Here is a 24,669-nt window from a genome sequence, read left to right on the forward strand (position 1 = left end):
ATCGCCTCGCGGAATAGAGAAGATGTCGACTATTAATGCTTGAATTTCGTTGCATTTGGAGAGCCGACACTATTCAATATTTGGAGATGCTTCTTTCCGTGATGTTGAAAATTGATCATGGTTCAATCGACCGACGTCTCATCTCTGCTGACGGATATGATTTATGGAAGTCTGTTCGGAGAGTGCAGCTGGCAGGATTTCCTCGATCGCCTTGCACAGACGTCGCCGGGCGGCAAGGCGGCGCTTCACTATCATGATCTGACCGCGTCCGTCGCCCATGTTCCCTTCATGTCGGGATTTTCGCAGTCCGAGATCGATCAGTTCGTGAGCCACTTCGCCTCGGTCAACCCCTGGATTCCGAGACTGGATCTCGTGCCCGTCGGCCAGGGCCTCTGCGGCGACGAGATCGTTCCACGCGAGGAGCTGATCAGATCGGAATTTTACAATGACTGGCTGAAGCGGCAGACCGGCTGCGAGACGAGCATTGGCGTCTCGATCATTCGCGAGGAGAACCGCACCTTCATCCTTTCGGCTTGCACGTCTTCCGCCGACCCCGATCTCAACAGCGAGGCGGCCAAGCTTTACACGCAGCTCGCGCCGCATCTGAGAAGGGCTTTCGACTTCATTCGCAAGCGCGATCTTTTCGCACCGCACGAACAGGCGACGCAGGCCCTGTTCGACAGCATCGGCGTCGGATTGATCTATGTCTCGGAGCAACGCAAAGCCCGTCGCTGGAATAAAAGCGCAGAGGCCTTGCTGGCCGCCGGCTTGCCTGTGCGGATCGGCGCCGACGGCACGCTCGCACTTCAATGCGAGAAGACGGCCGCGGTTCTCGAATTTCTGACCTCCAGAAACGGCGTGCAGACCAAACCGCACACGGCGATCGTCAAGGGCGGCAACCAGGATAATTACCGCTTCACCCTCGTCCGGCTGCATTCCGATACAGTCACAGAGTTCCTGGAGGGACCGACCGTGGCGGTGATCGTCGAGCCGATCGTGGCGACGCCTCTCAATGAGCGTCGCGATTTGTTGATGCAGCTGTATAAGCTGACGGCCACCGAAATTCGGATCGCATCGAGCATTGCATCCGGGCAATCGCCGAGAGAAGTGGCGATGGCCGACGACATCAGCTACGAGACGGTCAGAACGCACCTCAGAAACATCTATTCGAAGCTCGGGGTCAATTCCCGGGTCGGCCTAGTGTCGCTGCTGATGCGGTGAATTCTGGATGCAAAATCCGGCGGGATCTGGCCCACGGTCGCTCAACTCAATATTCCGAACCGCTTGTGTTATTCAGGTCGTGACGCTCCGTCACCTTGAGCGGCGGATTGAAAACGCTGACGAGGATGAGATCCTCGTCCTTGCCGCCCCGCAAATAGTGTCGATCGTGTTTGTCGAGGACATAGATATCGCCGACTAGAATGTCACAAAACTTTCATATTGGAGCGATTGCGAAAATCGAAAAATAATCTACAATTTTTATCAGGAAACAAGATTTCCTGAAGCAAACGAAAGGATACTGATTGGTCACATTTTTTACGAATGTCTTCCTCATTGCCTATTTCGCCCTGATTTGCGCCCTGATCGTTGCGAGTGGCAAGCGAAGGTCAAAAAGCTCCGGCGATGGCGGGGGAGGCTGGTTCCAAGCCTCGGACGATGGCGGCTGTGACGGCGGCGGCGACGGAGGTGGAGGAGACTAGATCAAACTGAAATCGATAGAATGCCCGACCGCCTCAAGGCGGTTTTTTGTTGCCTGTGTTCCAGGCGTACCTTGCTCAAGGCTTTCTCTCGCAATCCATCAGCATCGAGACACAGAGCCTGCGCCGCAGCAAGCGGTCTTGGCTTGCCGCAAACGCAAATGGCCGCCTTCGGGTGAAGACGGTCCACTGCATGTATTTGCGATCGAGGCGCCTTACACGCGCGCCGGCAGCAGGGGATAGCCGACCATGACGGCGCGGCCGAGCAGGGCGGCGACGAAAGCCTTGACCACGTCGCCCGGAATGAAGGCCATCGACCCGACGAAGGCCTTGGTGAAGCCGAGGCCGGCGACGGTCGCGAGATAGGCGATGCCGAAGGCATAGAGTACGACGATGCCGCCGGCCATGGCGGCGAGGAAGAAGCTGACCGTCTGCACCAGGCCGGATTGGCCGTGATTGACCAGGCGCTCGCTGAGATAACCGGTGACGAAGGCGCCGAAGATCCAGCCGACGAGGAAGCCGGCCGTCGGCGAGGCGAAGATGGCAAGCCCGCCGCGGCCGCCGGAAAGCACCGGCAGGCCGATGGCGACGAGCAGCAGCACGATCAGCACGGCAATCGCGCCGCGCCGGGCGCCGAGCACGACACCCGCCATCATGACGCCGAGCGATTGGGCGGTGATCGGCACGGGAATGAAGCCGAGCGAGATCGGCGGCAGCAGGCCGAGCGCCACGATGATCGCGGCAAAGAGGGCGGTAAGAACGAGATCGCGGGTGCTCATCATGACTTCCGTGGTTAAAATTGGTTAACTTCCATGCCGCCGAATGCCACGCGCGTCAATCGCCGCGGCGATATTATCTGCATCTCGGAGCGTCAGAATGATCAGCGGCGCCAGCAGGCTCGTCGGCCGGACCCTCAGCCCTCGTGCCCTGTGCGCCTCGCGGATCGCTTGATAACGCTCGACAATCTCCGGCACGAAGCGCAGCACCAGCCCAAGCGCCAGGCCGATATCGTCGGCCTGCACGAGGCCGGTGCGCTCGAGCGGGCGGGCAAGCGCCGTCACCTCGTCGATGAACTCTGTGATCGAAGTCGTCGCCGTCACGGTGGCGGCCAGCAGCATCAGCGCCGTCAGCCGCAACAGCGGCACGAGAGCCTGCTGCCACGGATTGAAGATCAGGTTGAACAGCGCCACGACGGCGATCGTCAGGAAGACCGGCCGCAGCCGCCTGAGCGCCTCGCCGAGCGGCAGGCCGACCATGCGGTAGACGACCGCCGTTATCAGCGCGGCGATCGAAAGCAGAACGAGGTTGTCCGTGATAAACAGCACGATGCCGAAGGTCGCCAGCGACAAGAGTTTCAGCCGCGGCGAAAGCCGGTGCATCACGCTGTTGCCTTCGACATAGAGCGACTGCATCAGGCGGCGATCTCCCTGTAGCGGGCGATCGCCTCGGTCGCCGGCGCGTCGGCGGCAAGCCGCCCCTCATGAAACAAGAGCACCCGCTCGAACCCGGCGATCAGTTCGAGATCATGGGTGATGACGATGGCGCTTTCCGGCAGGCCGGCGATGATGCTCTCGACCAGTGCCCGGTTTTTGAGGTCGAGCTGATTTGTGGGTTCGTCGAGGATGAGAATGCCAGGCCCCGTCGCCAGCACCGAGCACAGCGCGGCCACCTGCAACTCGCCGCCGGAAAGCTCATGCGCCCGGCGATCGGCGAGTGCCTCGGCGCCGAAGCGAGCGAGCACACCCTCGACCTTGGCCTCGATCTCCGCCTTGGTGAAGCCGCGCCGCTTCAGCCCGAAGGCGATGTCGTCGCGGACGATCGGCAGGATGATCTGGTTCTGCGGCGATTGGAAGATGAAGCCGACATCGGCGGACGCCGCCTTCTCGTCAGCCGTGTCGCGGCCGTTGACGATGACGCGCCCGACCGTCGGCTTGGTCAGCCCGTTGATCAGCCGCGCGAAGGTGGTCTTGCCCGACCCGTTGAGCCCGATGACGCCGATGCGTTTGCCGCTGACGCCAAGCGTTAGTGGTTCCAGCGCTACCCGCGTTCCGAAACTGACCCCGGCGCCTTCGAATTGTATGTCCAACTCAGTTCCTCGCATCCATGCGATCGTGCTGCCGCACCAGCCCCTCATCCGCCTGCCGGCACCCTGCCTGGGTCGAGCCACGCGTCTCGACCCGTCCTTTCGGACCCCCGCTCGCGGGGAGAAGGGATATGCCGCACCGTCTCCCTCTATCTCGACGCTGCGTTTGGCACGTCCCCTCTCCCCGCGAGCGGGGAGAGGGTTAGGGTGAGGGGCAGCCATTCGCGCCAACCTGACAGCAGCGCTTCTATACGGGTAATCCAGGGTGATGAAGAGCAAATCTCGATATCGGGTGGCTAGGAAGATTTTCCGCGATATGATGCGCCTATGACGAATCTGCTCTCCAATGCCGATGCCCGCCGGGTCTTCCTCGCCAAGCAGGGCCTCAGCGCCCCGCCGAACCGCGCCTTGACCAAGCAGGGCCTGCTGCAGCTCATCCATGAGCTGGGTTTCGTCCAGGTGGACAGCATCCAGACGGTGGAGCGGGCGCATCACCAGATCCTGTTTTCCCGCAACCAGACCTACAGGCGCGAGCACCTGACGGCGCTGCTAGAAAAGGAACGTGCGCTGTTCGAGCACTGGACGCACGATGCCTCGATCCTGCCGAGCGCCTTCTTCGTCTATTGGAAGCACAAGTTCCGCCACCAGGAAAAGGTCTTGATCGAGCGCTGGCGCAAATGGCGCGGCGAGGGTTTCGAGGCGGCCTTCGAGGAGACCTATGAGCGTGTGCGTCGCGAGGGGGCGATGCTGGCGCGCGACGTCAAGGCCGACGGCCATGTCTCCGGCGGCTGGTGGAACTGGCATCCGAACAAGACGGCGCTCGAATATTTCTGGCACACCGGCAAGCTCGCCATCGCCGGCCGCTCGAACTTCCAGAAGATCTATGATCTCACGGAGCGGGTCATTCCGGCGGAATTCCGCGAGCAGGAGGTCGGCCGCGAAGACTTCGTCGACTGGGCCTGCCGCAGCGCGCTCACCCGCCTCGGCTTTGCCACCCATGGCGAAATATCGGCCTTCTGGAACCTCGTCTCGCCTGAGGAAGCCAAGGCCTGGGTATCGGCCCATCGCGATGAACTGACCGAAGTGCTGATCGAGCCGGCGACGGGCGACAAGGCGCGCGCCTCCTGGGCCTTTGCCGATTTCTTCTCGACGCTCGACAGCCATCCCGACGCACCGCCCCGCATCCGCGTGCTCAGCCCCTTCGACCCGATGATCCGCGACCGCAACCGCACCGAACGCCTGTTCGGCTTCTTCTACCGCATCGAGGTTTTCGTGCCCGAGCCGAAGCGCGAATATGGCTATTACGTCTTCCCGCTGCTCGAAGGCGACCGACTGGTCGGCCGCATCGACATGAAGGCGGACCGGAAGAAATCGACGCTCGATGTCAGGCGGCTCTGGCTGGAACCGGGCGTGAAGCCATCGGCAGGACGGCTGGAGCGGCTGGAAGCGGAGCTCGATCGGGTGGCGCGGTTTGCCGGCGTGGAGAAGGTGGTGTGGTTGGATGGGTGGAGAGGGTAAGTGAATTAGCCGCTGCCCGTTACAGCGCCCTCGCAAGCGCGGCCGTAATAAGTGCCGGCGGAATGTAACGCCAGCAGCGGTGCGCCTCTGTACGCCGACCGCGAGTTTGGCAACAACGCCAACCACACTCTCCGTCATCCCAGGCCTTGAGCCTGGGATCCATGCCACGACTGCCGGTGGATGCGGCGTGGATGCTCGGCTCAAGGCCGAGCATGACGGAGAGTGGGGTAGGCAGGAGAAAACCCATTCACCGCAGACGTTTTTCAACGCCATCCGCTAGCGAAAACGGACAGCCGCTCACGGCCTAAACTGATCTTGATGAGGGAGTCGCGAGGCCTCCCCTCAGCAAATCTCCGTCTTGCTGATCTTGATCCCGAAACCTTCGAGGCCGACATAGTGACGCTCGCGGCTGGTCAGCAGCTTGATCGAGCTGACGCCGAGGTCCTTGAGGATCTGGGCGCCGAGGCCGATTTCAAGCCATTCGCTTTCGCGGCTCTGCGCTTCGGCATGGGCTTCGCGGCCCTGGTTGCGGGCCTTGCGGCCGTTGTCGTAGTGGCCGACGCCGACGGAGCCCTCGCGGAGATAAACGATGACGCCGCGCCCCTCCGCTGCGATCTTCTCCATGTAGAAATCGACCGGGCTCTTCCTGCCGAACAGGTCTTCCGCCACATTTTCCGGATGCAGGCGCACTGGGATATCGATGCCGTCGCGGATGTCGCCGAAGACGACGGCGAGATGCTGCATCGGGTCCCAGGGCAGGGCATAGGTATGGGCCCTGGCCTTGCCGAAGGCCGTGTCGATGTCGAAGCTCGCGCCATGCTCGACCAACGTTTCCTTGCGCTGGCGATAGGCGATGAGATCGGCGACAGAGACGAGCTTCAGCCCGTGCTTTTCGGCGAAATCGACCACCTGCGGCCCGCGCGTGACGGTGCCGTCATCGTTGACGAGTTCGGAGATGACGCCGATCGGCGGCAGGCCGGCGAGCCGGCAGAGGTCGACGGCGGCTTCCGTATGGCCGGAGCGCATCAGCACCCCGCCTTCGCGTGAAACCAGTGGGAAGATGTGGCCGGGACGGACGAAATCGGCGGCCCCGACATTCGGGTTGGCGAGGTTGCGCACCGTCAGCGTCCGGTCGTCGGCGGAAATGCCGGTCGTCGTACCGTGCTTGAAATCGACCGAGACGGTGAAGGCGGTCGTGTGGGCCGAATCGTTTTCCGCCACCATGGCGTTGAGGTTGAGGCGTTTGGCCTCTTCCTTCGGCATCGGCGCGCAGACGATGCCGGAGGTGTGGCGGACGATGAAGGCCATCTTTTCCGGCGTGGTGTGCACGGCGGCGACGATCAGATCGCCCTCGTTCTCGCGGTCATCGTCGTCCATGACGACGACGATTTCGCCGGCCTCGAAGGCCCTGATGGCGTCGACGACGCGTTTCTGATCGTAAGACATGGACGCTCCTATTTCAGACGGCCGGTCTGGCCGCGGTCGCGAAGATAATGATCGGCGATGGCGCAGGCGACCATCGCCTCGCCGATCGGCACGGCGCGAATGCCGACGCAGGGGTCGTGCCGGCCCTTGGTGCGGACATCGACATTCTTGCCGTCGGCGTCGATCGACTGGCGTTCGGTCAGGATCGAGGAAGTCGGCTTGACGGCGAACCGCGCCACGACAGGCTGCCCGGTCGATATCCCGCCAAGAATACCGCCGGCATTGTTGGAAAGGAAGATCGGCGTACCGTCATTGCCCATGCGCATCTCGTCGGCATTATCTTCGCCCGAGGTCTCGGCAGCGGCAAAACCATTGCCGATCTCCACGCCCTTGACGGCATTGATCGACATCAGCAGCGAGGCGATGTCCTGGTCGAGCTTGGCATAGATCGGCGCGCCGAGGCCGGCCGGCACACCCTCGGCGATCACTTCGATGACGGCGCCGATCGACGAGCCGGCCTTGCGAATGCCATCGAGATATTCCTCCCAAACCGGCACGATCGCCGCATCGGGGGAGAAGAACGGGTTCTGACCGACCTGGTCCCAATCCCAGTTGCGGCGGTCGATCTTGTGTTTGCCGATCTGCACCAAGGCGCCGCGCACGGTCACACTGGGCACGACGAGCCGGGCAATGCCGCCGGCGGCAACACGCGCGGCGGTTTCGCGAGCCGAGGAACGGCCGCCGCCGCGATAATCGCGAATGCCGTATTTGAGGTCATAGGTAAAGTCGGCATGGCCGGGGCGGTATTGCCGGGCGATCTCGCCATAATCCTTAGAGCGCTGGTCGGTGTTTTCGATCAGCATCGAAATCGGCGTGCCTGTCGTCGTCATCGTCTCGCCGTCGGCATCGAGCATGACGCCTGAGAGCACCTTCACCAGATCGTCCTCACGGCGCTGCGTGACGAAGCGGGATTGGCCCGGCTTGCGCTTGTCGAGCCAGACCTGGAGATCGGCGAGCTTGAAGCGCAGCCCCGGAGGGCAGCCGTCGACGACGCAGCCGAGCGCCGGACCATGGCTTTCGCCCCAGGTGGTTACGCGGAAGAGGTGACCGAATGTATTGTGCGACATGTGTTCCCACGTGGCGCCAGCGCCGGTCGCCGCCGGCCGCGCCATTGCTTGAAAAAGGCGCGTCACTCATAGGCCAAAAAGCCGCCCGGTCAAAAGCCTTTCTTTGCGTCAAACCGGCCGCTGCCGAAATGCTGTTCCCGGACTTTGCGATGGATGGCCGGCTCCAAGCCGGCCACGTGGCGCGGGACGCAGCGGCCGCGAGGCAGACCTGGGTTAACGCGGCATCTTGATTATATTTAAAATCCTATTCATCAATGAGGCGTGAAAAGCCATTCTTACGGGCAATTTTCGCCATATTCAGGAGCTTATCTGTGGCCAGTCTTCTCGTGCAGCGTTTCAAAAGGATTGTTGCCATGCGTTTCGTCGTCGCCACGCTTTTGGCCACAGCAAGTTTCCTGTCGCCGATGAGCGGCTTTGCCGAGAGCGCCGACGTCGAGGCGACGATCAAGAAGGTCGACACGGCCAATCTGGTGCTGACGCTCGACGACGGCAAGACCTATCAGGCGCCTGAGGAATTCAACTTCGACGGCCTCGAAGCCGGCGTCAAAGTGATCGTCTTCTATACCGAAGTCGACGGCAAGCGCGTCATCAACGATCTCGACATCGTCAAGTAAGAGGTTTCTGGCGAATGATCCGGCGAGGTTCGCGCCGATCGCGGCCCCTCACCCTTACCCTCTTCCCGTAAACGGGGCGAGGGGACGTGCCCTGCGAGGTCGAGGGGAGCGAGAGAGTGCGGCATGTCCCTTCGCCCCGCGCGCGGGGAGAAGGTGGCGGCAGCCGGATGAGGGGCACATATCGGCGATCTCTTGGGCCTAACAACTTGCTCGTAACGCAAGCCGACCTACTGAGCGAAAGCTGGCTGGTGACGACCTACAGCCAGACGATCGTCCGGTCATTCGTGTCGATCCTGACGATCTGGTCCTGCGGGATGCCGCCTTCGGCAGCGCTGCTTTTCGGCAGGTCGGCAACCATCTGGAAAAGCGTGCGGATGACGCCGCCATGGGTAACGCAGACGGTTGGGCGATCGACGGAGCGCAGCCATGCGCCGGTGCGCCAGGAGAGAATCTCATAGCTTTCCGCATCGTCGCCGGGCGGGATGAAATCCCATTTCGAGGCATTGCGTTCGGCCACCCGCTCGGCCTGCGTCGCCTTCAGCTCCTTGAGCGTCGAACCCTCCCAATCGCCGAAGGAAATCTCCACCAGCCGCGGATCGGTGCGATAGGCAAGCGGCGGCAGGCCCATGGCGGCGCGCATGATCTCCATGGTCGCGCGCGTGCGCCCAAGCGGGCTGGCGACGAAATCGAATTCGCCGACCGTATCGCCGAGAATCTCCGCCAGAGCAATGCCGTTCCGCCGGGCCTGTTCCAGGCCGATGGCGTTCATCGGAATGTCCTTCTGGCCCTGCAGGCGGCGCTCGGCATTCCAGTCCGTCTGACCGTGTCTGATCACATAGATAAGCACGGTCAAGACTCCGGCGGCATTTAGTCCTTGACGACCGAAATATCCGGCGCGTCGACCGCCTTCATGCCGATGACATGATAGCCGCTGTCGGCATGGTGCACTTCACCGGTGACCGAGCGCGACAGGTCGGACAGCAGATAGAGGCCGACATCGCCGACTTCTTCGATGGTGACGGTGCGCCGCAGCGGGGCGTTATATTCGTTCCACTTCAGAATGTAGCGGAAATCGCCGATGCCGGAGGCGGCAAGTGTCTTGATTGGTCCGGCCGAAACGGCGTTGACGCGGATGTTCTGCGGCCCGAGGTCGACGGCGAGATATTTGACGCTGGCTTCGAGCGCGGCCTTGGCGACACCCATGACGTTATAGTTCGGCATCACCTTCTCGGCGCCGTAATAGGTCAGCGTCAGCATCGAGCCGCCTTCCGTCATCAGCTTCTCGGCGCGGCGTGCGACCGAGGTGAAGGAATAGACGGAGATCTGCATCGTCTTGTTGAAATTGTCGGGCGAGGTGTCGATGTAGCGGCCGGTCAACTCGTCCTTGTCGGAAAAGCCGATCGCATGCACGAGGAAATCGATCTTGCCCCAGAGCTTTTCGACATTCTCGAAGACCGCGTCGATGGTGGCTTCATCGGCGACGTCGCAGTGGCCGACGAGCGCCGCTTCGATTTCGGCGGCGAGCGGCTCGACACGCTTCTTCAGCGCATCGCCCTGATAGGTGAGCGCAACTTCTCCGCCCTGCGCATGAATGGCCTTGGCAATACCCCACGCAATCGAACGATTGTTGGCGACACCCATGATGACGCCGCGTTTGCCTGCCATGAGGCCGGATGCTTGAGCCATATTTCGCTCCCTAGGATTCTGATCGATCCTGCCTATGGCATAGGCCGTTAATCGGTTCAAGCTTGGCCTGGATCATCAACTGTTAGGGATCGTAACAAAGGGTGCGAAAGTCATAAAAATTTCATAGAAACAGACCTTCGCGCATGCTGCGCATGAGATCGGTGATCTTGTCGTCTGGTTTTTCCCACAGGATAATGCGCAATTCGACGACGAGATCGCCTCTGCTGCCGTCTTCCCGCGGCAATCCCTGAGCAGGAATCCGGATCGTCTTGTCCGAGCCCGACCAGGCGGGAACGGTGATATCAAGCGGCCCAGCCGGCCCGTCGATGCGCGCTTCGGTGCCGAGCACGGCATTTTCGATGCTGAGCGGCAGCACGGCGTGCAGGTCGAAACCGTCGACGGTGAAGCGCGGATCGGCGGCGATGCGGATATTGACGACGGCGTCGCCGCGCTGCATGCCCGGCAGCTTGAAGCCCTGTCCCTTGAGCCGGATCTCGTGACCATCCGTCGTGCCCGCAGGCAATGCGAAGCCGATCTCGCGGCCCTCGGGCAGCGATGCGGTGATCCAGCCGCTCTTCAGCACATCGTCGATCGTCACCGTCGCCGTCGTCACCTCGTCGGGCGCTTTTTCGAGGCCGGTATCCTTGGCGCCGGTGAAACGGCGCACCAGCGATGTCAGTATACTGAGCGGCAGCGGCAGGTTGGCGCCGGCATTATTGGCCGCCTCGCCGGCTTCCTCCTCGGCTTCGGCGGCGTCGCCCTCGGCGCGCTTGCCCGCTTCGGCCTGTGTCTGGCCCTGCGTCTGCTGATTGTGAGTCTGCTGATACTGGGTTTGCTGATTCTGGGCATGGTGGGCGCGACCCTGCGCCTGGCCGCCCGCCGCAGCGCGGGCCTGCGCGCCGAAAATGCGTTCCACCATCTCTTCGGCGCCTTCGCCGGCGGCCGCCTGCTGCCTGGAGCCTTCGGCCGCGGTCTTCTGGGCAGCCCGGGCAAGCTCTTCCATCACCCGCTCGGCATTGGCCTGCGCCGCCCTGGCGCGGGCCGCGGCCTCACGTGCGGCCTGGCGCTGCTGCATGATCGTCTGTTCTTGCTTCTTGGCTTCCGCCATGCGCACGGCATTGTCGAACAGGCTGCGTTTGCGCGGATCCCTCAGCGTTTCATAGGCGCGGCCGATTTCGGCGAACCGGGCGGTCGCCGTCGGATCATCCTGGTTGTGATCGGGATGGGCAGCCTTGGCCATGTTGCGCCAGGCCGCCTTGATCTCGTCCGCCGCCGCGTCGCGCTTGACGCCCAGAATTTTATAAGGATCGCGCATGTCAAAACCGCCGGTGTTGCGATGCGGGCGCCTGTCCTTGCCCGGCATTCCCGCCCAATATCAAAGTCCAATATCAACGCTGTGAGGCGCCACCGGCCGCAAAGGCATGCAGGGCACTCTCAACGCCGATCGTGCGGCCGAGTTGCTAATCACTTCTTATTTCTGTGGAAGGATTGGGAGTGTTTTGCCGGAAATGGTTAGCTCTTTGCTAAGCATTCGGCGGAAAGCCGGCGGCCGTTAACCTGTCGGCGCGCCAGATTAGCGTCAGCTTTCCCGCCGGATCAACTTTCCGGCTGGAAGCTCAGGAGTTGCCAGTTGCCGCCGCCGACGAGGCAGGTCTTGCCGTAGAATTTGGCGATGCCGACATAAGAATGCCGGGTGGTGCGGAACTGCCGGCAGACCTGGCCCGCCTCATTGTTTTCGACGATCGTATCGATGACGCCGGCGCTGCCGGTCGATGCATTCGCCCAGGGAAGCGGCTGGCCTTCGAGCCTGTTCACATCGGCCGAAGTCACGGCGTTGCGCACCGTCATCTCGTCCGAGAGCGTGTCGGTGCTCGGCGGCGTCTGCGGCACCGTGCCTGTTGCCACCGACCGATCGACCTTGGCTTCGCTCAAGAAATCCATGCCGCCGCCAACGCAACCGGAAAGCGACAGCATTGCGACGCCGAGGATCAGGACGGCGCTGCTGCGTTGCCGCAGACCCTTTGTATGGCGATATGACTTTGCTATGACTTCCACCCTGCATCCTGTCCAGTTATGAAAAGCTGGGCGAGTTTTGAACAATCCGGGGCATTTGAACCAATATGTCGGCAAACGAGTTAACAACCGGTGACTTTACCGAAAGTGGCGAGCCCTTCAAGCTCTTTGCCGAATGGCTGAAGGAGGCGGAGGCCTCGGAGCCGAACGATCCGAATGCCGTGGCGCTGGCGACGGTAGACGAGGATGGTCTTCCCAATGTCCGCATGGTTCTCCTGAAGGGATTCGATGATGACGGTTTCGTCTTCTACACCAATTTCGAGAGCCGGAAAGGTCACGAAATCTTGGGTCAGAGGAAAGCCGCCATGTGTTTCCACTGGAAAAGCCTGCGCCGGCAGGTCAGGCTGCGCGGCCCGGTCGAGATCGTCAGCGACGCCGAGGCCGACGCCTATTTCCAAACACGGGCGCGCGGCAGCCGCATCGGCGCCTGGGCTTCCAAACAATCCCGCCCGCTCGAAAGCCGATTCGCGCTCGAGAAGGCGGTGGCCGAATATACCGCCCGCTATGCCATCGGCGATATTCCGCGGCCCTCCCACTGGTCGGGCTTCCGCATTCGGCCGACCTCGATCGAATTCTGGAAGGATCAGGCATTCCGCCTGCACGACCGCATCGAATTCCGCCGACCCACGCCGGTCGGGGCATGGGAAAAGGTGCGGATGTATCCGTGATCGGTTTACCTGCCCATGAGCTTCAGCGGTATGCCGGAGGCAAGCGCCGAGACGTAGCGTCGCTTCTGGTAGAAGCCGTTCAGCGACATGCGCGGCAGATAGGCGGTGCTGGCGGCTGCCGGCAGCCCCGGCTGCGTGGTAACGGCGACCGAAAAGCCGAGATCGCCGGCAATCCGCGCCTCGCGGGCGGTGGCAGCCTGCGGCGTGCCGTAGGGATAGGCGATCGTATCGGGGCGGATGCCGGTCAGCCCCTCGACATAATCGGCCGAAACCTGCATCTCTATCCGCGCTTCGGCTGCCGGCAGCCGGGCAAGGGCGCGGTGGCTGATCGTGTGTGCCCCAAGTGCGGCGAGCGGACGTCTGGCAAGCCATTGCAGCTCACCGGGTCCCATGACCAGCTCACGCACGATTTCCGTCGGCTCGATGCCGTTTTCCCGCGCCAGGCTGTCGATGGCGGCGACGGCGCGTGCCTCGTCCGTACGGTGGATGTAAGCGGCAAAGCGATCGAAGGCGTTCCACTGCTGCTGCGGACGGTCGAGCGCCAGGCACTCCCGGCCGCCGCCGAAGTCGAAACGGATCTCGTTTCGGCTGCGCAGCAGCACGGCGAGCGTCTCCCACCAGATGCTGTGGGAGCCTTCGGCAAAACCCTGGCTGACGAAAACCGTGAACGGCGCCTGGTGCCGTTCGAATACCGGCAGCGCATGCTCCAGATTGTTGCGGTAACCGTCGTCGAGCGTGAAGGCTGCAAATGGCCTGCCGCCCTCCGGCTCCGCCAACAGCTCCGGCACCCGATCGAGCGGCACGAAACGATAGCCCTCCCGCGTCAGCCGGCGCAGCGCGGCATCGAGAAAGGCAGGGGTGATTTCCAGATGCGCGTTCGGCTCGAAGGCCTGGCTCACATGCGGGCGGACATGGTGAAGCGTGAAGATGACGCCGCGCCCGCGCGCTTGTGGCATCAGCCCGGCAGAGGCGATCAGCCATGACACCTCGAGCCCGGCGCCGATCGCCACGCGTTTTGCCAGCCGCTTCAATTGTCCCGTCATGCCCCGCCCATCGCCTTTTACGGCAAACTAGCAAGAGCGGCTTAAGCCTTGCTGAATCCCGTTTGCGCACAGCTTCTTTCGTTTTTTGTTAACCAAGACGATGAAAAGGCTAGAAAAATGTTAGGCGTTGCCGCAAAGTCGCGACAAACTTGCGGCTTCTGTCACATTACGACACAGGCCGGCCTATGAGAGCCAGCGCATCAGGGGGAATTCCATGAGAAAGCTATTGGCGGCTGTTTTGACCGTGACGCTGGCCGTTTCGGCACCGCTTGCGGCTCTTGCCGGCAGCGCCTCGCTGATCCTCGATGCCCGCACCGGCAAGGTTCTTGCCTCCGAAAACGCCGATACGCTGAACCATCCGGCCTCGCTGACGAAGATGATGACGCTCTATCTCACCTTCGAGGCGCTGAAGCGCGGCAAGATCACCTGGGATACGCCGATCAGAATGTCGAAATACGCGGCCGCGCGGCCGCCGACCAAGCTCGGTGTCAAAGCGGGCGGCACCATCACGGTGCGCGAGGCGGTCTATGGCATGATCGTCAAATCCGCTAATGACGCCGCCGCCGCCATGGCCGAGACGCTCGGCGGCTCGGAGAGCGGTTTTGCCCGGATGATGACGGCAAAAGCCCGCCAGCTCGGCATGAGCCGCACCGTCTTCCTCAACGCATCCGGCCTGCCGAACAGCAGCCAGGTGACGACGGCGCGCGACATGTCGACGCTCGGCGTGGCGCTGATGAAGAATTATCCGAATGAATACCGCCTGTTTTCGATGGCGAGCTTCAATTTTCGCGGCAAGACCGTGCGCGGCCACAACAATCTCATGTATCGCTACCAGGGCATGGACGGCATCAAGACCGGTTATACCAACGCCTCGGGCTTCAACCTCGTCAGCGCCGTCAGGGACGGTAACCGCCGCGTCGTCGGCGTCGTGCTCGGCGGCCGCACCGCCCGCAGCCGCGACGCCAAGATGGCGGCGCTGCTCGACCGCTATCTCGGCCGCGCCTCGTCTTCCGGCGGCGCCAGGCTGGTGGCGAGCGTCGGCGCCAAGGAGGCCGTCGAAGTCGCTTCCGCCGCCGATGCTTCCGATGTCCCGGTACCGCTCAACGCGCCGCGCCCGGCCGACGACCTCGCGTCGAAGAGCCTGGCCTATGCCGATGACGCCGTCGTGCCGTTGGACCGTCCGGTCGCGATGGATGAGATCCTGAATGCCGGCAAGACATCGAAGACCTCGGCGAAAAAGGCTGATGGAGACTGGCAGATCCAGATCTCGGCCGCCCCGAGCGCCGATGCGGCGCGAGCGCTCCTCGCCCAGGCGCAATCGGAAGGCGGCGCGCCGCTCGTTTCCGCCTCGCCCTATACCGAGGCGGTCGGGGAGGGCGCCAACAGGATTTATCGCGCCCGCTTCGTCGGTTTTGCCAGCAGGGACGCCGCCGTTTCGGCTTGCGATGCGCTGAAGCAGCGCTCCTACGACTGCATGCTGCTGCCGGACCACGGCTGATCGCCGCATCGCTGGCAAGCCGCTCTGGACAAGCATCGGGAATCAGCGTCTCCTCCATAAACAAAAGGAGAACGCTGATGTTGCGTCGTCTTGCTGACCAGTTCGAAATCTCATCCGCCGCCCATGTCGCCGCAAACGGTATCGAACGCGATGCCGATTGGTTTCTCTTGAAGCTGCAGGAAGAAATGGGCGAACTGACACAGGCCTGGAACCGGCTGACCGGCCGGGGCCGTGCCAAAGGCCGCTCGCCCGAGGAGATGCGGCGCGATCTGGCCGACGAGACCGCCGACCTCCTCGGCCATCTCCTGCTGTTTGCCCGCAGCAACGATATCGATCTTGCCGCGGCGATCGAACGCAAGTGGCTGTTTCAGCCGGCGGAGCTGCCGAAGAGCTGAGGCATATCGGCCGCGTGAATCAGCCGAGCTTGTAGCGATAGAACTTGTTGTCCACCGCCATCAGCGGGAAGGCGCGGGGCAGGGCGCTCTTGGCAATTTCGGTAAAACCGTTCTTCTCGTAGAAGCGATGGGCAGCGACAAACTTGTCCGTCGTGCCGAGGAAGATGTCGCTGAGGCCGGCATCCCTCGCATGGGTAAACATGCGCTCGAGCAGCAGCGCCGCGACGCCATGTTCGCGGCCGCGCACCTCGGCGGCGACGAACATCTTGCGCAGCGCCGCCTGGTTGTTGCCGATATCCTTCAAGCCCAGCGTGCCGACGATCGCGCCGTCCTTGACCGCGACCCAGAACTGGCCTTTGCCGGACTGGTAGAAATCCGGAATGACCCTCAAATCCGGCTGCGCATCGGCGGTGATGTCGATGCCGAATTCCTCGCGCTGGATCGGCAGGATCACCGACAGCACGTCGTCGGCGTCGCCTTCGGCAAAAGGTCTGATTTCGATCTCCGCCATCAGCTCCTCCCGCCTCAGGTCTGCGTGCCGCCGACGGTGACCTGATCCATGCGCAGATGCGGCTGGCCGACGCCGACCGGAACCCATTGGCCAGCCTTGCCGCAATTGCCGATGCCGGTGTCGAGCTTCATGTCGTTGCCGATCATCGTGACCCGCTTCATCGCGTCCGGGCCGTTGCCGATCAGCATGGCGCCCTTGATCGGCGCACCGACCTTGCCGTTCTCGATCAGGTAGGCCTCGGTGCAGCCGAAGACGAATTTGCCGGAGGTGATGTCGACCTGGCCGCCGCCGAAGGAGACGGCATAAATGCCCTTCCTTACCGAGGCGATGATTTCATCAGGTGTCTTGTCGCCGCCGAGCATGTAGGTGTTGGTCATGCGCGGCATCGGCACATGCGCATAACCCTGGCGGCGGCCGTTGCCGGTGGCCGCCATGCCCATCAGCCGGGCATTCTGCCGGTCCTGCATATAGCCGACGAGCTTGCCGTTCTCGATCAGCACATTGTAGCCGGATGGCGTGCCCTCATCGTCGACGGTGATCGAGCCGCGGCGGTTGTCGATCGTGCCGTCGTCGACGACGGTGACACCGGGCGCTGCGACAATCTGGCCGAGAAGGCCTGAGAAGGCCGACGTCTTCTTGCGGTTGAAATCGCCTTCAAGCCCATGACCGACCGCCTCGTGCAGCATCACGCCCGGCCAGCCGGAGCCGAGAACGACGTCCATCGTGCCTGCCGGCGCATCGATCGCTTCGAGATTGACGAGCGCCTGGCGCAGCGCCTCGTCGGCGCCGAGCTTCCAGCTTCCCGTCGCGATGAAATCGCCGAAGCCGATGCGGCCGCCCTGGCCATAGGAGCCGCTTTCCTGCCGGTCGCCATCGCCGACCACGACCGAGATGTTGATACGCGTCATCGGGCGGATGTCCTGGACGCGATGGCCGTCGGCGCGCAGGATGTCGACCATCTGCCAGCTTGCAGCCACCGAAGCCGTTACCTGTCTCACCTTGTCGTTCTTGTTCCTGAGATAGGCGTCGATCTCGGTCAGCACCTTCACCTTTTCCTCGAAGCTCGGTGAGCCGATCGGATTTTCGTCGGTATAGAGCTTGCGGTTCGTGCGCTGGGGCGCCGCTGCATAGCTGCCGGCATAGCCGCGTGTGACCGCACTGACGGCATCGGCCGCCCGTTTCAACGCCGTGACGGAAAGATCGCCCGCATGGGCATAACCCACCGCTTCGCCGGCAACGGCGCGAAGGCCGAAACCCTGCTCGGTATTGAAGCTGCCGCCCTTCAGCCGGCCATTGTCGAAGGTCAGCGCTTCGGCCTGCGCATGCTCGATGAAGAGCTCGCCGTCATCGGCGCCGGCGAGCGCCTCGGCGACAAGGCCCCGCATCGTGGCTTCGTCGGCATCGAAAAGCGTCAGGAGATCGGTGGTCATGGTCTGGCTCCAATGGGCATGCGGGAATGCGCTTACTCACCTAGATAGGGCTCTACCTGATAAAGAGTGAAGCCCTGCGGCGGAATTATTCTTTGTTGGGAGAAGGTACTCGGTCTTGTGCGACACTGGCCCGTTCAGCGGATGCTGCCCCTCACCCTAACCCTCTCCCCGTGAACGGGGAGAGGGGACGTGCCCTGCGAAACGTGGGCGGGGAACCGAGAGGTTGCGGCGATGCCCCTTCGCCCCGCGAGCGGGGAGAAGGTGCCGGCAGGCGGATGAGGGGCGGACCAGGAGACGGAAATTGCCCTTACGGCAGCGCGTCAAAACCCTCGGCAAAACCCTTGAGGTCGACGGGGATGCCGATGCCTTCTTCCGGAGTCTGGAAGACGATGAAGGTTGCCTGAGCGCCGCTGCGGAAGGTCTTCAGCAACTCGTCCTCGAGCACGACTTCGGCATAACAGCCATCGGCGAAGCAGCGGACGAAATAGGCGCGGCCGATATCCTTGCCGTCGACATTGAGGCCGAGGCCGTTCGGCAGCAGTACACCGAGAGGGGCAAGCACGCGCAGGATCTTCGACTTGCGGTCGGCCGTCTTCAGGACGACGACGGAAAGCCCGACTTCCGGCCGGTCCTCGGCGATGACGTTCTGCATCAGCGCGCATTGTTCGGCCGAAGCGCCGGCCGGCTTGTCGCAGACAACGGACCAGGCGCCATGATTGGATTTCACCGTGCCCGGCGCCTGCGGCTGCGTCTGGCCGGGCGTCACCGGTTCGACTTTCGGGCTGGCGGCGTTCGGCTGCTGCGGGGCAGGCGCCGGGGCGGCCGGTGCTGGTGCGGTGGGCGGGGCCGGGGAGGGAGCGGGTTGCTGTGCGAAAACGGGCGTCGCCGCGGCAGCCGCGATGCTGACAGTCACGACGAGCGACTGCGCGAGGGAACGGAAACCCATGAAAACCTCTGGATATCGAATCATTGCGGCTATTGTTGAAGCTGCCCACCGGAAATGAAAAGCCCCACCCCGTGAAAACCGGGGGACTGCGGCAGAAATTGGACCTTTCGGCAAGAATGTGCGGCGGCCGGATTGGCCGGAAAGGTGTTTTTTCATATGCTGATGAAAAACTTGTGATGTTTTGCCGTTCGGGCCTGCCTATGCTTTAAGCAAAAATGCCGCATAGACAATTGCTCTGGCCTGTTGCGGCAAATGCCAAACTGTGGTTTGAAGCGCTGAAGATGGCAAGGATTCTGCATTGGTTTTGCAGGTCAAGCGCTCGAGGGAGATAATAAGGTGATGAAGAAGGCTTATGCAGCTCTGACCGCGCTGGTCTGTCTGCTTTTTGCTTCCGGCACATATGCCGACCAGCCGACGCCGTGGCAGGCGACGCTGCAGCCGGCTGCGACGCCGATCATGCGGGAAATCCAGTGGTTCGAACAATATACCCTGTGGTTTATCGTTCCGATCACGCTCTTCGTTCTGATCCTGCTCATTCTCGTCTGCGTCAAGTTCCGCGCCAGCGCCAATCCGGTGCCCTCGAGAACGAGCCACAACACGCTCATCGAGGTCATCTGGACCGTGGGGCCGGTCCTGGTGCTGCTGCTTCTTGCCATTCCCTCCTTCAACCTGCTGACGGCGCAGCTGACGCTGCCGGAAAATCCCGACGTCACGGTCAAGGCGACCGCCACCCAGTGGCAGTGGAATTATGAATATGAGGGCTCGGGCGAAACGCCGCTGGCCTTCGATTCCTATCTCCTGAAGGATCAGGACCGCGCCGCCGCCGGCAAGGAAGACAAGTCGGTCTATCCCCGGCTTCTCGCCGTCGACAACGAGCTTGTCCTGCCGGTCAACAAGACCGTGCGCGTTCTCGTCACTGCCGCGCCGACCGACGTCATCCACGCCTTCGCGATGCCCTCCTTCGGCGTGAAGATCGACGCGGTTCCCGGCCGCCTGAACGAAACCTGGTTCAAGGCCGAGCGCGAAGGCCTGTTCTACGGCCAGTGTTCCGAGCTCTGCGGCAAGGACCATGCGTTCATGCCGATCGCCATCCGCGTCGTTTCCGAGGACAAGTACAAGCAGTGGCTGACCACGGCCGCCAGCGACCTGCCCGGCGCCTATAAGACACTCATGGCCGCAACCGATGGTCCCGCAAAGACCGTCGACGTCGCCGAAGCACAGTAATTAAAGGGGATCGGGACAATGGCTGGACCTTCCGCTCACGACGATCATTCTCACGGTCATGCCCATGATGACCACGCCCATGATCATGACCACGATCACGGGCACACGCCGAGCTTTGTCAATCGCTGGCTGTTTTCGACCAACCACAAGGACATCGGCACGCTCTACCTGATCTTCGCGATCATTGCCGGCATCATCGGCGGCGCTCTGTCGGTGGCCATGCGCATGGAGCTGCAGGAGCCGGGCATCCAGATCTTCCACGGCCTGGCCTCGATGGTCTACGGCTATGAGGGCGATGCCGCAATCGACGGCGCCAAGCAGATGTTCAACATGTTCACGACCGCGCACGCGCTGATCATGATCTTCTTCATGGTCATGCCGGCGATGATCGGCGGTTTCGCCAACTGGATGGTGCCGATCATGATCGGCGCCCCCGACATGGCCTTCCCGCGCCTCAACAACATCTCCTTCTGGCTGATCGTACCGGCCTTTATCCTGCTGCTGCTTTCGATGTTCGTTGAAGGTCCCGCAGGCGCTTATGGCGCCGGCGGCGGTTGGACGATGTATCCGCCGCTGTCGACCAGCGGCATGCCGGGGCCGGCAGTCGACCTTGCGATCTTCGCGCTCCATATTGCCGGCGCCTCGTCGATCCTCGGTGCGATCAACTTCATCACCACCATCCTCAACATGCGCGCGCCCGGCATGACCCTGCACAAGATGCCGCTGTTCGCGTGGTCGGTGCTGATCACTGCCTTCCTGCTCCTCTTGTCGCTGCCGGTTCTGGCGGGTGGCATCACCATGATGCTCACCGACCGCAATTTCGGCACGGCCTTCTTTTCTCCGGAAGGCGGCGGCGATCCGATCCTCTACCAGCACCTGTTCTGGTTCTTCGGTCACCCCGAGGTCTACATCCTCATCCTGCCGGGCTTCGGCATGGTCAGCCACATCATCTCGACCTTCTCGAAGAAGCCGATCTTCGGTTACCTCGGCATGGCCTACGCCATGGTCGCGATCGGCGCCGTCGGCTTCGTCGTCTGGGCCCACCACATGTACACGGTCGGCCTGTCGCTCGACGCGCAGCGCTACTTCGTCTTCGCCACGATGGTCATCGCCGTTCCGACGGGCGTGAAGATCTTCTCCTGGATCGCGACGATGTGGGGCGGCTCGATCTCGTTCCGCACGCCGATGCTCTGGGCGATCGGCTTCATCTTCCTGTTCACGGTCGGCGGCGTCACCGGTGTCCAGCTCGCCAATGCCGGTCTCGACCGGTCGCTGCATGACACCTATTACGTCGTGGCGCACTTCCACTACGTTCTGTCGCTCGGCGCCGTCTTCGCGATCTTCGCCGGCTGGTATTACTGGTTCCCGAAGATGACCGGCTACCTCTACAGCGAATTCCTGGGCAAGCTGCACTTCTGGATCATGTTCATCGGCGTCAACCTGGTGTTCTTCCCGCAGCACTTCCTCGGCCTCGCCGGCATGCCGCGCCGCTACATCGACTATCCCGATGCCTATGCCGGCTGGAACTACGTCTCCTCCGTCGGCTCCTACATCTCGGCCTTCGGCGTGGTGGTCTTCCTCTTCTGCGTCTTCGAGGCCCTCGCCAAGAAGCGCGTGGCGGGCGACAATCCGTGGGGCGAAGGCGCGACGACGCTCGAATGGCAGCTGCCTTCGCCGCCGCCCTACCACCAGTGGGAACAGCTGCCGCGCATCAAGTAAACTGTGCGGATAACAGGACGCCGCATCTCGATACGGCGTCCTGACATTGAGACATTCAGGACGGAATGATGACGGTCATCGACAATCACGAGGCGCTTGCAGAGGACGGCGAATTGTCGGAAGCCAGCGCACGCGATTACTTCGAACTCTTGAAGCCACGGGTGATGTCGCTCGTGGTCTTCACTGCTTTTGCCGGCCTGGTGCTGGCGCCGGGCCATATCAATCCGGTCCTCGGCCTGATCGCCATCCTCTGCATCGCCGTCGGCGCCGGCGCCTCCGGTGCGCTCAACATGTGGTACGACGCCGATATCGACGCCGTCATGAGCCGCACCGCCAAGCGTCCTATCCCGGCCGGCCGCATCGCGCCCTCCGAGGCGCTGGCCTTCGGCCTGGTGCTGTCGGGCTTTTCGGTCGTCATTCTCGGCCTTGCCGTCAACTGGCTGTCGGCCGGCATCCTCGCCTTCACCATCTTCTTCTACGCCGTCATCTACACCATGTGGCTGAAGCGCTCGACGCCGCAGAACATCGTCATCGGCGGTGCCGCCGGCGCCTTTCCGCCGATGATCGGCTGGGCCTGCGTGACGAACACGGTGACGATCGAGAGCACGGTGCTCTTCCTGATCATCTTCCTATGGACGCCGGCGCATTTCTGGGCGCTTGCCCTCTTCAAGATGCGCGATTACGAGGCTGTCGGCGTGCCGATGCTGCCGAATGTTTCCGGCGAGCGGGTCACCAAACATCAAATCGTCGCTTATGCGGTGCTGACGGCCGTCTGTGCGGTCCTGCCGTCCTTCCTCGGTTTTGCCAGCTACGGTTACGGCCTCGTCGCCGCCGCCCTCGGGGCGATCTTCGTCTACTGTTCCATCGCGGTCTGGCGCATGCCGGACGGCGATCTGAAGATGATCCCGGCAAAGAAGCTCTTCGCCTTCTCGATCTTCTATCTGTTCGCCGTCTTCTCCGCCCTGATGATCGACCGGCTGGCCGCCATGCTGGTTTCGCAAGCGGGAGGCTTGTTCTGATGGATCTCGTCAAGCTCACCGAAAAGCAGATGAAGTCGCGCCGCAACCGCAACATCGCCCTCGGGCTGGTGCTCGCCGGTCTCGTCGTTCTCTTCTACGTGATGGCGATCGTGAAGATGGGTGGGGGAGCAGCCGGATGAGCGACAAGGCCGCCGCACCGAGGAAGCAGGGGCGCAACAACGGCGCCGTCGTCATGATGTGCCTGAGCTTCGTCTTCGGCATGGGGGCGATGAGCTATGCCGCCGTGCCGCTCTACCGTCTCTTCTGCCAGGTGACGGGCTATAACGGCACGACCCAGCGCGTCGAGCAGATGTCGAGCGTCGTCCTCGACCGCAAGATGCGGGTGACCTTCGACGCCAATGTTGCGCCGGGCCTGCAATGGAATTTCAAGCCGGTCGAGCGCGAGGTCAATCCGAAGATCGGCGAAACCATCCAGGTCAATTTCGTCGCCGAGAATCGCTCGAACGAGATCCAGCGCGGCCAGGCGGTGTTCAACGTCACGCCGGGCGAAGCGGGCGCCTATTTCAACAAGGTGCAATGTTTCTGCTTTACCGACACGGACCTGAAGCCGGGCGAGAAGCTGGAAATGCCGGTCGTGTTCTACATCGACCCTGATATCGTCAAGGCGGTGGAATCGAAGGATATCCACACGGTGACGTTGTCATATACGTTCTATCCGAAAGAGGGTCCGAAGCCTGTCGCTTCGAATGAGGGTGGAGCGGTGAAGATAGAAAAGAAACTTTGATCAAGGCTCGTTTCCGGCTATGCCGGGAGCGAAGTGAGGAAGACATCCGGGGATAGCTACATGGCCGATGCGCACCAGAAGAATCACGACTACCACATCATCGATCCGAGCCCGTGGCCGATTCTCGCCTCGTTCGGCGCCTTCATCATGGCGATCGGCGGCGTCTGCTACATGCGCTACCTGAACGGCGGCTCGTTCAAGGTTGCCGGCGCCGAGCTCGCCAATCCCTGGCTCTTCTATATCGGCCTCGTGCTGGTTCTCTACGTCATGTACGGCTGGTGGGCCGATACGGTGAAGGAAGCCCATGAGGGCGCCCATACCCGCGTCGTCTCGCTGCACCTGCGCTACGGCATGATCATGTTCATCGCTTCCGAAGTGATGTTCTTCGTCGCCTGGTTCTGGGCCTATTTCGACGCCAGCCTCTATCCGAACGAGGCAATCCAGGCCTCGCGGCTCGCCTATACCGGCGGCGTCTGGCCGCCGAAGGGCATCGAGGTCCTCGATCCCTGGCACCTGCCGATCTACAACACCGTCATCCTGCTGCTGTCCGGCACGACGGTCACCTGGGCGCACCATGCGCTGCTGCACAATGACCGCAAGGGCCTGATCCAGGGCCTGACGCTGACCGTGCTGCTCGGCATATTCTTCTCCACCGTCCAGGCCTATGAATATGCTCATGCGCCTTTCGCCTTCAAGAATTCGATCTACGGCGCGACCTTCTTCATGGCGACCGGTTTCCACGGTTTCCACGTCCTCGTCGGCACCATTTTCCTGCTGGTCTGCCTGCTGCGCGCGCTGCGCGGCGACTTCACCCCGAAACAGCATTTCGGCTTCGAGGCGGCCGCCTGGTACTGGCACTTCGTCGACGTCGTCTGGCTGTTCCTGTTCTTCTGCATCTACGTCTGGGGCGGCTGGGGCGCACCCGTCGCAGCCGGTTGATCGGGAAGATATTGAAACGAAAGGCGGGCCTGGTGCCCGCCTTTTTTGTATGGTTCGCTCCATCCTCCGTCATTGCGCGGCTGCCCGGTTCGGAACAATGGCTGCCCCTCACCCTAACCCTCTCCCCGTAAACGGGGCGAGGGGACGTGCCCTGCGAGAGGTTAGTGGGGAACGGAGAGGTCGCGGCTATCCTCCTTCGCCCCGTTTACGGGGAGAAGGTGCCGGCAGGCGGATGAGGGGGCCGTCCCCGCGATCTCCTGGGACAAGACGGAGCGCGTGCATGGATGCCGAGCATGACGAACAGTGAGG

25 protein-coding genes and 1 pseudogene are annotated in these 24,669 nt (G+C 62.4%); 12 read left to right on the forward strand and 14 right to left on the reverse strand.

Annotated features, from left to right (window positions below):
* The first annotated feature begins 117 nt into the window (after window positions 1-117).
* On the forward strand, window positions 118-1,221 hold the full coding sequence (locus tag EFR00_RS16945; protein WP_077990994.1) for a helix-turn-helix transcriptional regulator: 1,104 nt from the start codon (window positions 118-120) through the stop codon (window positions 1,219-1,221).
* Between the two features lie 46 nt (window positions 1,222-1,267).
* Here the strand turns inward: EFR00_RS16945 and EFR00_RS16950 are convergent.
* The 4 genes and pseudogenes from EFR00_RS16950 to EFR00_RS16965 form a co-directional block, all read right to left on the reverse strand.
* Window positions 1,268-1,423, reverse strand: a pseudogene (locus EFR00_RS16950) (ectoine synthase); the annotation flags it as partial.
* A 489-nt stretch (window positions 1,424-1,912) separates the two neighbouring features.
* Complete coding sequence (locus EFR00_RS16955) at window positions 1,913-2,476, reverse strand: biotin transporter BioY (RefSeq protein ID WP_077990986.1); 564 nt, start codon at window positions 2,474-2,476, stop codon at window positions 1,913-1,915.
* Window positions 2,477-2,500: 24 nt separating this feature from the next.
* Window positions 2,501-3,109, reverse strand: a complete 609-nt coding sequence (locus EFR00_RS16960) for an energy-coupling factor transporter transmembrane component T family protein (protein ID WP_077990984.1) — start codon at window positions 3,107-3,109, stop codon at window positions 2,501-2,503.
* On the reverse strand, window positions 3,109-3,783 hold the full coding sequence (locus EFR00_RS16965) for an energy-coupling factor ABC transporter ATP-binding protein (RefSeq protein WP_009995000.1): 675 nt from the start codon (window positions 3,781-3,783) through the stop codon (window positions 3,109-3,111). Before EFR00_RS16965 ends, EFR00_RS16960 begins: the two co-directional genes overlap by 1 nt.
* 324 nt (window positions 3,784-4,107) lie before the next feature.
* Here EFR00_RS16965 and EFR00_RS16970 point away from each other — a divergent pair, with 324 nt between their 5' ends.
* Complete coding sequence (locus tag EFR00_RS16970) at window positions 4,108-5,298, forward strand: winged helix-turn-helix domain-containing protein (protein ID WP_077990981.1); 1,191 nt, start codon at window positions 4,108-4,110, stop codon at window positions 5,296-5,298.
* A 342-nt stretch (window positions 5,299-5,640) separates the two neighbouring features.
* Here the strand turns inward: EFR00_RS16970 and ribB are convergent, their stop codons facing one another.
* Window positions 5,641-6,744, reverse strand: coding sequence for a 3,4-dihydroxy-2-butanone-4-phosphate synthase (gene ribB / locus EFR00_RS16975; RefSeq protein WP_077990979.1), 1,104 nt, complete (start codon window positions 6,742-6,744; stop codon window positions 5,641-5,643).
* Between the two features lie 8 nt (window positions 6,745-6,752).
* Window positions 6,753-7,850, reverse strand: coding sequence for a chorismate synthase (gene aroC, locus EFR00_RS16980; RefSeq protein ID WP_009995938.1), 1,098 nt, complete (start codon window positions 7,848-7,850; stop codon window positions 6,753-6,755).
* 353 nt (window positions 7,851-8,203) lie between these two features.
* On the opposite strand from aroC, the gene EFR00_RS16985 reads away from it, so the two are divergent.
* Window positions 8,204-8,464, forward strand: a complete 261-nt coding sequence (locus EFR00_RS16985) for a DUF1344 domain-containing protein (protein ID WP_003569889.1) — start codon at window positions 8,204-8,206, stop codon at window positions 8,462-8,464.
* Window positions 8,465-8,720: 256 nt separating this feature from the next.
* Here the strand turns inward: EFR00_RS16985 and EFR00_RS16990 are convergent, their stop codons facing one another.
* The 4 genes from EFR00_RS16990 to EFR00_RS17005 all read right to left on the reverse strand — a co-directional run bounded on the left by EFR00_RS16990 (window position 8,721) and on the right by EFR00_RS17005 (window position 12,205).
* Window positions 8,721-9,311, reverse strand: coding sequence for a histidine phosphatase family protein (locus EFR00_RS16990; RefSeq protein ID WP_009995943.1), 591 nt, complete (start codon window positions 9,309-9,311; stop codon window positions 8,721-8,723).
* 20 nt (window positions 9,312-9,331) lie between these two features.
* Entirely contained in the window at window positions 9,332-10,150 is an 819-nt protein-coding gene (gene fabI / locus EFR00_RS16995; protein ID WP_009995944.1) for an enoyl-ACP reductase FabI, read from the reverse strand.
* A gap of 121 nt (window positions 10,151-10,271) precedes the next feature.
* On the reverse strand, window positions 10,272-11,465 hold the full coding sequence (locus EFR00_RS17000; RefSeq protein ID WP_077991121.1) for a J domain-containing protein: 1,194 nt from the start codon (window positions 11,463-11,465) through the stop codon (window positions 10,272-10,274).
* A gap of 281 nt (window positions 11,466-11,746) precedes the next feature.
* Window positions 11,747-12,205 carry an RT0821/Lpp0805 family surface protein gene (locus EFR00_RS17005; RefSeq protein WP_009991628.1) on the reverse strand — a complete coding sequence of 153 codons (459 nt, stop codon included), beginning with the start codon at window positions 12,203-12,205 and terminating at the stop codon, window positions 11,747-11,749.
* Window positions 12,206-12,270: 65 nt separating this feature from the next.
* Between EFR00_RS17005 and pdxH the strand changes: the two genes are divergently transcribed.
* Window positions 12,271-12,891, forward strand: coding sequence for a pyridoxamine 5'-phosphate oxidase (gene pdxH / locus EFR00_RS17010; RefSeq protein ID WP_077990973.1), 621 nt, complete (start codon window positions 12,271-12,273; stop codon window positions 12,889-12,891).
* Between the two features lie 5 nt (window positions 12,892-12,896).
* Here the strand turns inward: pdxH and EFR00_RS17015 are convergent, their stop codons facing one another.
* Window positions 12,897-13,934: a polysaccharide deacetylase family protein gene (locus EFR00_RS17015; RefSeq protein ID WP_077990971.1), complete on the reverse strand. Its 1,038-nt coding sequence runs from the start codon at window positions 13,932-13,934 to the stop codon at window positions 12,897-12,899.
* Window positions 13,935-14,148: 214 nt separating this feature from the next.
* Here EFR00_RS17015 and EFR00_RS17020 point away from each other — a divergent pair, with 214 nt between their 5' ends.
* Complete coding sequence (locus EFR00_RS17020) at window positions 14,149-15,432, forward strand: D-alanyl-D-alanine carboxypeptidase family protein (RefSeq protein WP_077990968.1); 1,284 nt, start codon at window positions 14,149-14,151, stop codon at window positions 15,430-15,432.
* A gap of 77 nt (window positions 15,433-15,509) precedes the next feature.
* The gene (locus tag EFR00_RS17025; protein WP_009990581.1) at window positions 15,510-15,827 is read left to right on the forward strand and encodes a pyrophosphohydrolase domain-containing protein; all 318 of its coding nucleotides are present in this window, start codon (window positions 15,510-15,512) and stop codon (window positions 15,825-15,827) included.
* Between the two features lie 19 nt (window positions 15,828-15,846).
* Here EFR00_RS17025 and EFR00_RS17030 read toward each other — a convergent pair whose 3' ends face one another.
* The 3 genes from EFR00_RS17030 to EFR00_RS17040 form a co-directional block, all read right to left on the reverse strand.
* Window positions 15,847-16,338: a GNAT family N-acetyltransferase gene (locus EFR00_RS17030; RefSeq protein ID WP_077990967.1), complete on the reverse strand. Its 492-nt coding sequence runs from the start codon at window positions 16,336-16,338 to the stop codon at window positions 15,847-15,849.
* Between the two features lie 14 nt (window positions 16,339-16,352).
* Entirely contained in the window at window positions 16,353-17,768 is a 1,416-nt protein-coding gene (tldD, locus tag EFR00_RS17035) for a metalloprotease TldD (protein ID WP_077990966.1), read from the reverse strand.
* Window positions 17,769-18,075: 307 nt separating this feature from the next.
* Window positions 18,076-18,738, reverse strand: a complete 663-nt coding sequence (locus tag EFR00_RS17040) for an invasion associated locus B family protein (RefSeq protein ID WP_077990964.1) — start codon at window positions 18,736-18,738, stop codon at window positions 18,076-18,078.
* Between the two features lie 315 nt (window positions 18,739-19,053).
* On the opposite strand from EFR00_RS17040, the gene coxB reads away from it, so the two are divergent.
* From coxB to EFR00_RS17065, 6 genes are all read left to right on the forward strand, one after another.
* On the forward strand, window positions 19,054-19,938 hold the full coding sequence (coxB, locus tag EFR00_RS17045; RefSeq protein ID WP_077990963.1) for a cytochrome c oxidase subunit II: 885 nt from the start codon (window positions 19,054-19,056) through the stop codon (window positions 19,936-19,938).
* Between the two features lie 18 nt (window positions 19,939-19,956).
* Window positions 19,957-21,657, forward strand: coding sequence for a cytochrome c oxidase subunit I (gene ctaD, locus EFR00_RS17050; RefSeq protein WP_038687311.1), 1,701 nt, complete (start codon window positions 19,957-19,959; stop codon window positions 21,655-21,657).
* A 68-nt stretch (window positions 21,658-21,725) separates the two neighbouring features.
* Complete coding sequence (locus EFR00_RS17055) at window positions 21,726-22,676, forward strand: heme o synthase (RefSeq protein ID WP_077991119.1); 951 nt, start codon at window positions 21,726-21,728, stop codon at window positions 22,674-22,676.
* Window positions 22,676-22,816 carry a hypothetical protein gene (locus tag EFR00_RS33040; RefSeq protein WP_038687313.1) on the forward strand — a complete coding sequence of 47 codons (141 nt, stop codon included), beginning with the start codon at window positions 22,676-22,678 and terminating at the stop codon, window positions 22,814-22,816. Before EFR00_RS17055 ends, EFR00_RS33040 begins: the two co-directional genes overlap by 1 nt.
* Window positions 22,813-23,421 (forward strand): cytochrome c oxidase assembly protein, encoded by a 609-nt coding sequence (locus tag EFR00_RS17060; RefSeq protein ID WP_077990962.1) that lies wholly within the window; start codon window positions 22,813-22,815, stop codon window positions 23,419-23,421. The genes EFR00_RS33040 and EFR00_RS17060 overlap by 4 nt, the downstream gene beginning before the upstream one ends.
* 60 nt (window positions 23,422-23,481) lie before the next feature.
* Window positions 23,482-24,360 (forward strand): cytochrome c oxidase subunit 3, encoded by an 879-nt coding sequence (locus EFR00_RS17065; RefSeq protein WP_010055616.1) that lies wholly within the window; start codon window positions 23,482-23,484, stop codon window positions 24,358-24,360.
* Window positions 24,361-24,669: the final 309 nt, after the last annotated feature.

This window comes from Rhizobium sophoriradicis, from assembly GCF_003939025.1.
Taxonomy (GTDB): Bacteria; Pseudomonadota; Alphaproteobacteria; order Rhizobiales; family Rhizobiaceae; genus Rhizobium; species Rhizobium sophoriradicis.

What these genes read in the sequence shown, in the direction of transcription:
- EFR00_RS16945 (WP_077990994.1), top strand. Translation starts at nt 118, where the DNA reads ATGGTTCAATCGACCGACGTCTCATCTCTGCTGACGGATATGATTTAT.
- EFR00_RS16955 (WP_077990986.1), bottom strand. Translation starts at nt 2,476, where the DNA reads ATGAGCACCCGCGATCTCGTTCTTACCGCCCTCTTTGCCGCGATCATC.
- EFR00_RS16960 (WP_077990984.1), bottom strand. Translation starts at nt 3,109, where the DNA reads ATGCAGTCGCTCTATGTCGAAGGCAACAGCGTGATGCACCGGCTTTCG.
- EFR00_RS16970 (WP_077990981.1), top strand. Translation starts at nt 4,108, where the DNA reads ATGACGAATCTGCTCTCCAATGCCGATGCCCGCCGGGTCTTCCTCGCC.
- ribB (WP_077990979.1), bottom strand. Translation starts at nt 6,744, where the DNA reads ATGTCTTACGATCAGAAACGCGTCGTCGACGCCATCAGGGCCTTCGAG.
- aroC (WP_009995938.1), bottom strand. Translation starts at nt 7,850, where the DNA reads ATGTCGCACAATACATTCGGTCACCTCTTCCGCGTAACCACCTGGGGC.
- EFR00_RS16985 (WP_003569889.1), top strand. Translation starts at nt 8,204, where the DNA reads ATGCGTTTCGTCGTCGCCACGCTTTTGGCCACAGCAAGTTTCCTGTCG.
- fabI (WP_009995944.1), bottom strand. Translation starts at nt 10,150, where the DNA reads ATGGCTCAAGCATCCGGCCTCATGGCAGGCAAACGCGGCGTCATCATG.
- EFR00_RS17000 (WP_077991121.1), bottom strand. Translation starts at nt 11,465, where the DNA reads ATGCGCGATCCTTATAAAATTCTGGGCGTCAAGCGCGACGCGGCGGCG.
- pdxH (WP_077990973.1), top strand. Translation starts at nt 12,271, where the DNA reads ATGTCGGCAAACGAGTTAACAACCGGTGACTTTACCGAAAGTGGCGAG.
- EFR00_RS17015 (WP_077990971.1), bottom strand. Translation starts at nt 13,934, where the DNA reads ATGACGGGACAATTGAAGCGGCTGGCAAAACGCGTGGCGATCGGCGCC.
- EFR00_RS17020 (WP_077990968.1), top strand. Translation starts at nt 14,149, where the DNA reads ATGAGAAAGCTATTGGCGGCTGTTTTGACCGTGACGCTGGCCGTTTCG.
- EFR00_RS17025 (WP_009990581.1), top strand. Translation starts at nt 15,510, where the DNA reads ATGTTGCGTCGTCTTGCTGACCAGTTCGAAATCTCATCCGCCGCCCAT.
- EFR00_RS17030 (WP_077990967.1), bottom strand. Translation starts at nt 16,338, where the DNA reads ATGGCGGAGATCGAAATCAGACCTTTTGCCGAAGGCGACGCCGACGAC.
- tldD (WP_077990966.1), bottom strand. Translation starts at nt 17,768, where the DNA reads ATGACCACCGATCTCCTGACGCTTTTCGATGCCGACGAAGCCACGATG.
- EFR00_RS17040 (WP_077990964.1), bottom strand. Translation starts at nt 18,738, where the DNA reads ATGATTCGATATCCAGAGGTTTTCATGGGTTTCCGTTCCCTCGCGCAG.
- coxB (WP_077990963.1), top strand. Translation starts at nt 19,054, where the DNA reads ATGAAGAAGGCTTATGCAGCTCTGACCGCGCTGGTCTGTCTGCTTTTT.
- ctaD (WP_038687311.1), top strand. Translation starts at nt 19,957, where the DNA reads ATGGCTGGACCTTCCGCTCACGACGATCATTCTCACGGTCATGCCCAT.
- EFR00_RS17055 (WP_077991119.1), top strand. Translation starts at nt 21,726, where the DNA reads ATGACGGTCATCGACAATCACGAGGCGCTTGCAGAGGACGGCGAATTG.
- EFR00_RS33040 (WP_038687313.1), top strand. Translation starts at nt 22,676, where the DNA reads ATGGATCTCGTCAAGCTCACCGAAAAGCAGATGAAGTCGCGCCGCAAC.
- EFR00_RS17060 (WP_077990962.1), top strand. Translation starts at nt 22,813, where the DNA reads ATGAGCGACAAGGCCGCCGCACCGAGGAAGCAGGGGCGCAACAACGGC.
- EFR00_RS17065 (WP_010055616.1), top strand. Translation starts at nt 23,482, where the DNA reads ATGGCCGATGCGCACCAGAAGAATCACGACTACCACATCATCGATCCG.